Annotated in this window: 6 protein-coding genes; all 6 read left to right on the top strand. The window is 41.0% G+C overall.

The features are described from left to right. The first annotated feature begins 281 nt into the window (after window positions 1–281). The 6 genes from A5875_RS06655 (at window position 282) to dagF (ending at window position 6003) form a co-directional block, all read left to right on the top strand. Window positions 282–1631: a PTS sugar transporter subunit IIC gene (locus tag A5875_RS06655; RefSeq protein ID WP_088932879.1), complete on the top strand. Its 1350-nt coding sequence runs from the start codon at window positions 282–284 to the stop codon at window positions 1629–1631. 153 nt (window positions 1632–1784) lie between these two features. After that, window positions 1785–1964, top strand: a complete 180-nt coding sequence (locus A5875_RS06650; protein WP_254911853.1) for a hypothetical protein — start codon at window positions 1785–1787, stop codon at window positions 1962–1964. Further along, entirely contained in the window at window positions 1961–3049 is a 1089-nt protein-coding gene (locus A5875_RS06645) for a DUF871 domain-containing protein (RefSeq protein ID WP_088932877.1), read from the top strand. The genes A5875_RS06650 and A5875_RS06645 overlap by 4 nt, the downstream gene beginning before the upstream one ends. 8 nt (window positions 3050–3057) lie before the next feature. Next, window positions 3058–4164 carry an amidohydrolase/deacetylase family metallohydrolase gene (locus A5875_RS06640; protein ID WP_088932876.1) on the top strand — a complete coding sequence of 369 codons (1107 nt, stop codon included), beginning with the start codon at window positions 3058–3060 and terminating at the stop codon, window positions 4162–4164. After that, a complete protein-coding gene (locus A5875_RS06635; protein ID WP_088932875.1) occupies window positions 4154–5248 on the top strand; it encodes a DgaE family pyridoxal phosphate-dependent ammonia lyase in 1095 nt (364 codons plus the stop codon). The genes A5875_RS06640 and A5875_RS06635 overlap by 11 nt, the downstream gene beginning before the upstream one ends. Before the next feature lie 14 nt (window positions 5249–5262). Then, window positions 5263–6003 carry a 2-dehydro-3-deoxy-phosphogluconate aldolase gene (gene dagF, locus A5875_RS06630; RefSeq protein ID WP_088932874.1) on the top strand — a complete coding sequence of 247 codons (741 nt, stop codon included), beginning with the start codon at window positions 5263–5265 and terminating at the stop codon, window positions 6001–6003. The last annotated feature ends 38 nt before the right edge of the window (window positions 6004–6041 follow it).

Genomic DNA, 6041 nt, shown 5'->3' with positions numbered 1-6041 from the left:
ACTGTACAATACATCTGATCATGCGTATCAAATTGAATATGAGACTTAAACTTGAAGCTGCGACGAATTTTTCGTCGCAGCTTTTTCTTATAATTAAACATAACAGGTTTAATTTTGAGTGTATCTCGGAATTTAGCTTGATTTATAAATCTTTATAGCTGAAGTTAATTCATATTTTCAAAAAGGAGTTAAAATTAATTTCGAAAAAGCGTTTACACATGAAAGTGAGTGTGCTATTATTCATCTGTAAACATTATAACGTTATAAACGGAGGTTAAAAAATGGACAGACTTGTAAACTCGCTTGAACAAAAATTGATGCCGTTCGCTAATAAAATCGGTACGCAGCGACATATGATGGCAATCAGAAAGGGAATTGTAGCGACGATGCCGCTGACGATCGTCGGGTCATTTTTCACTATCTTCTTAAATTTCCCGATTCCTTCAGTTGCTGCGATGATTGAACCGTATTTAGCAATTTTAGATATCCCATTTCGTTATACAGTTGGAATATTGGCTTTGTATGCAACTTTTGGTATTGCCTCTCAACTAGCGAACAGCTATAAAGTGGATTCTTTGACTGCTGGAATATTGTCAGTCATGGCCTTTCTAGTGACTGCAGCTCCACCGCTTCGAGTATTTGACAATGTGGACGGCGTAATCGACGCGGGCCGCTATATCAATATTGCCAATTTAGGTGCAGCCTCATTATTTGGAGCGATTGTTACTGCTATTATTTCTGTTGAAATCTATCGAATATTTATTGAAAAGAACATTACTATCAAAATGCCTGATGGTGTTCCGCCGGAAGTAACCAACTCATTTATGGCTTTGATTCCTGGTGGGGTCATTCTGCTATTCTTCTGGGTTGTTCGTCATATGATCGGCTTTGATATCAATGGATTCTTGAGTAATTTGTTAATGCCGTTTAAAGATGTACTGGCTGGAAATAGTTTATTCGGCGGGTTGCTGACAGTCTTCTTGATTTGTTTCTTCTGGGTGTTAGGGATTCATGGACCAGCGATCATGGGACCGGTCATCCGTCCTTTCTGGGAATTATCAATTGCTGAAAACATGGAAGCCTTCGCGGATGGAGCAAGTGCGACTGCAATGCCGAACATTTTTACGGAACAATTTTTACAATGGTTCATTTGGATCGGAGGAGCCGGAACGACACTGGCCTTGGTGGTGTTCTTCATGTTCTCGAAATCAAAATACTTGAAGAGCTTAGGTCGTTTGTCCTTCTTACCAGGACTGTTCAATATCAATGAACCTATGATCTTCGGAGCACCGATTGTTATGAACCCATTACTAGGGATTCCATTTATCGTAGCGCCATTGATTACAACAACATTGTCTTACTTCTTGACTGTGTCGGGATTGATTCCAATGATGGTTGCTCGTTACGGCTTTACGATTCCTGCACCGATTGCGGCTTGGATGAGTACTGATTGGAGTATTGGGGCGGCGATTCTGGTTATCGTCAACTTCTTGATCTCGATGGCGATCTACTATCCATTCTTCAAGGTTTTTGAAAAACAACAATTAGCACGTGAAGCGGCAGAGTTGGAAGCAGAAGAAAAAGCTAAAAAAGAAAAGGCTGAAAACTTGCAAGGTGCCACTTCTAACTAAGAACTAATCATTTTCTATAGCAGAAAGGATTGAGAGGATGGTCAACTGACCGTCCTCTTCGGTGATACTATGAACTTAATTTATTTGATTATCCTTTTTCTAGCGAGTCATATTTATTTGGAAAAGGGAAAGTTGCCAGTAAAGATACAAGAAATGAAACTTAGATATATTTTGTTAGGCTCATTGGGCATCATCTTATTAGCAGTCGTGTTAGGTATCGTCCTGCATATCGCTTCATTCTTAGTAATGACTGTTACCGTATGTTCAGCCTCATTGATTGCTTATAAGTACCGCTCAAAATTTGATGAAATGGAACGAGGGAAAAGTGTATGAAACGTGTGTTAGGAATTTCAGTTTATCCGGATCATAGCGACATCGATCAGGATAAGGCATATATCGATCTGGCTCATAAATATGGGTTTGGCAGAATTTTCATGAGTATGTTAGAGGTTACGGAAGGAAAAGAAGTCGTCAAAAAGAAATTCAAAGAGCTGATCTTCTTTGCAAAGGATCTAGGTTATGAAACGATTTTAGATGTGGCTCCGAATATTTTCGAGGAGTTAGGGATTTCGTATGATGATATGAGTTTCTTCCATGAACTTGGGGCAGACGGGATTCGATTAGACTTGGGATTTGATGGAAGTAAAGAAGCGATGCTGACCTATAATCCTTTTGGTGTAGCGATTGAATTGAATATGAGTAATGATGTTGCTTATTTAGATAATATCTTAACTTATGAAGCCAACACGCCATTTTTATATGGCTGCCATAATTTTTATCCGCAAGAAGGAACAGCTCTGCCGTATGACTTCTTTGTAAAATGCAGCGAACGTTTCAAAGCTCATGGTATCAGAACAGCGGCCTTCGTTACTTCACAAGTTGGAGAGATTGGTCCGTGGGATATCAATGATGGATTGCCAACATTGGAGATGCACCGTCATCTATCGGTCGAGACGGCGACTAAGCATTTATTTGCTACTAAATTGATTGATGATGTGATTATCGGCAATGCCTATGCTTCGGAAGAAGAGCTGAAGGCAATGGGAGAAGTCGATCGTTATCAAACGGAATTTTCTGTGGAGTTTGTTTTAAATATCAACGAAGTAGAAAAACAAATCGTCCTGAATGAACAGCACTATCGTCGAGGAGACATCACGGATCAGATGGTTCGTTCGACTTTTGTACGGAAAAAATATGGACAGTCAGCCAATCCACCGCATGACAACGAAATCGAATTTCAACCGGGGGATATCGTGATTGGAAATGACGGCTTCGGTAAATATAAAAATGAGCTGCAAGTTGTTTTGAAGGCTCATAAGGATGCTAGAAAAAATAAAGTAGGTCAGATCATTGCCGATGAACAGATTCTTTTACCATTTATTCATCCATGGTCAAAATTCAAATTTACAGAAAAGTAGGAACGAAAATGTTGGATTTAGTTGTACGAAACGCCAAAACGATCGATGGACAGAAGTTCGAATTAGGAATTTCTGATGGAAAAATAGTTGAAGTTGCCGATGAAATTATCGGAGAAGGACATCGCGAGCTTGTTCTGGATGAGGATCACTATCTTTCTCCAGGCTGGATCGATGATCATGTGCATTGCTATGAAAAAATGACACTGTACTACGATTATCCTGATGAAGTTGGGGTAAAACGAGGAGTGACGACAGTTATCGATGCCGGAACGACAGGAGCAGAAAATATCGGAGATTTCTGTGAGCTGGCTGGAAAATCAAAAACAAATGTCTATGCTCTATTGAATATTTCTAAATGGGGAATCGTTGAGCAGGATGAACTGGCCGATTTAACTAAGGTGCAGCAAGATGCGGTAAGAACAGCGATAGAAGAGTATCCGGATTTTATCGTTGGCTTAAAGGCTCGAATGAGTAAAACCGTGATCGGATCAAGCGGGATCGAGCCATTAAAATTAGCCAAAAAATTTCAAAGTGAATATGGCGAACTGCCTTTGATGGTACATGTTGGCTCCGCACCGCCGGAATTGTCAGATATTATGGCTTTGATGGATAAGGGCGATGTGCTGACCCATTGTTTTAATGGAAAAGAAAATGGTATCCTTGATCGAGAGCGTCATCAGATCAAAGCTTTTGCGTGGGAAGCCTATAAAAAAGGGATCATTTTTGATATCGGTCATGGGACTGACAGCTTCAATTTCGATGTTGCAAAACAGGCTTTGAATGAAGGCATGAAGAGCTCTTCTATTAGTTCTGATATTTATGTCCGCAACCGTCAGAATGGTCCGGTCTATGATTTAGCCACGACGATGGAAAAGCTGTTCGTAGTAGGGTACTCTTGGGAAGAGATAATCAAACAGGTCACAGAGAGCCCAGCGAAAAACTTCTATTTAAAGAACAAAGGGAAATTAGCCGCGGGTTATGATGCGGATATTACGATATTTACGATCAAGAAATCAGATAAAGTGTTAACTGATTCCAATGGGCATACGCGTACAGCGGAAGAGGAGATCGTACCTGTGAAAACGATCATTGGAGGTCAAATCTATGACAATTGATTTTGAAAAATTAGGATTGAAAGAAGTGATCAATGCTTCTGGGCGCATGACGATTCTAGGAGTTTCTAAAGTATCTGAGTCGGTACTGGCGGCACAGCGTTTTGGCGGAGAACACTTTTTCGAAATGGCTGATTTAAGTGAAAAGACGGGCGCTTATATCGCGAAGCTTTTAAAAGTGGAGGATGCACAGATCGTATCTTCCGCTTCAGCCGGAATTGCTCAAAGTGTTGCGGCAGTGATCGGTCAAGGAGACGTGTACCATGCGTATCATCCTTACACGGAGCGAATCACAAAACGGGAGATCATTTTACCGAAAGGGCATAATGTCGATTATGGTACGCCGGTAGAAGTAATGGTTGAGCAAGGCGGAGGACGAGTGGTAGAAGCTGGTTATGCCAATATGTGTTCAGCGGAGCATTTAGAAATGATGATTACGGAAAATACTGCGGCGATTCTATACATTAAAAGCCATCATACGGTTCAAAAAAGTATGCTGTCGGTAGAAGATGCGGCAGCAGTGGCAAGGAGAAATCAGCTTCCGTTGATCATAGATGCGGCTGCGGAGGAAGATTTATTCTTTTATAGTAAAGCGGGTGCTGATTTAGTGATTTATTCTGGGGCAAAAGCGATTGAAGGACCGAGCGCTGGTTTGGTAATCGGTAAGCAGGATAAAATTGAATGGATTCGATTGCAGGGCAAAGGGATCGGCAGAGCTATGAAAATCGGCAAAGACAATATTCTCGGCTTTACCCAAGCAATCGAGGATTATTTAAAAAACGGCAGCGAATCTGGGGATTCTATGAAGGCAAGATTAGCGCCGTTTATTGAATCAGTTAATCAGATCAAAGATTTATCCGCAAAAATTGTCCAAGATGGCGCCGGACGAGATATTTATCGTGGAAGCGTGCAGGTTTCAGGAAGTCGGACAGCAAAAGAAGTCATCGCCGAACTGAAAAAGGAATCACCAGCCGTTTACACGAGAGAATACCAAGCGAATAACGGGATTATTGAATTTGATATCCGTTCAGTGAATGAGCAGGAAATGGCAATGATCACGAAACGTTTACGCGATATTATGGAATAAGAAGGGACAAAACAATGTCATTACTACCGAATTATTTAGAAGATCGAATTTGTTTAAATGTTTTGGCTAACTCAGTAGAGAATGCCAAAGATTGTTATGAAGCAGCCGAAGGGCACGTCGTATTAGGTGTTTTATCAAAAAATTATCCGAACGATGAAGCAGCAATTACAGATATGAAAAAGTATCAGGAAGCAACGAACAATGCTTTATCAGTAGGCTTGGGAGCAGGTGATCCCAATCAAAGTCAAATGGTCTCGCGAATCTCAGAAAAGCTGCAGCCGCAGCATGTGAATCAAGTGTTTACGGGAGTCGGTACATCTAGAGCGTTATTAGGCCAAACGGAAACGGTCATTAACGGGCTGGTATCGCCAACAGGAAAAGTCGGCTATGTAAATATCGCGACGGGTCCGTTAAGCTCACAAGGAGCAGAAGGAATTGTTCCAATCGAAACAGCGATCAAGCTGTTGCAGGACATGGGCGGAAGTTCAATCAAATACTTCCCAATGAAGGGCTTAGCGCACAAAGAGGAATTTAAGGCAGTTGCCGAAGCTTGTGCAAAATATGATTTCTATCTGGAACCTACTGGCGGAATCGATTTGGAAAACTTTGAAGAAATTCTTCAAATCGCGGTAGATGCCAGCGTTAAGAAGATCATTCCACATGTCTACAGCTCAATCATTGATTCAGCAACGGGTGATACTCGACCAGAAGACGTCAAGGAATTATTGGAAATGTGTAAAAACACATTGAAATAAAAAGGAATTTTGGCTATAAAGAGAAATACATTAAGAGG

The sequence above is a fragment of the Enterococcus sp. 3H8_DIV0648 genome, from assembly GCF_002140655.1.
GTDB lineage: Bacteria > Bacillota > Bacilli > Lactobacillales > Enterococcaceae > Enterococcus_A > Enterococcus_A hulanensis.
Note: the sequence above shows the minus strand (reverse complement) of the source record. Positions and strands in the feature narration are given on the sequence as shown.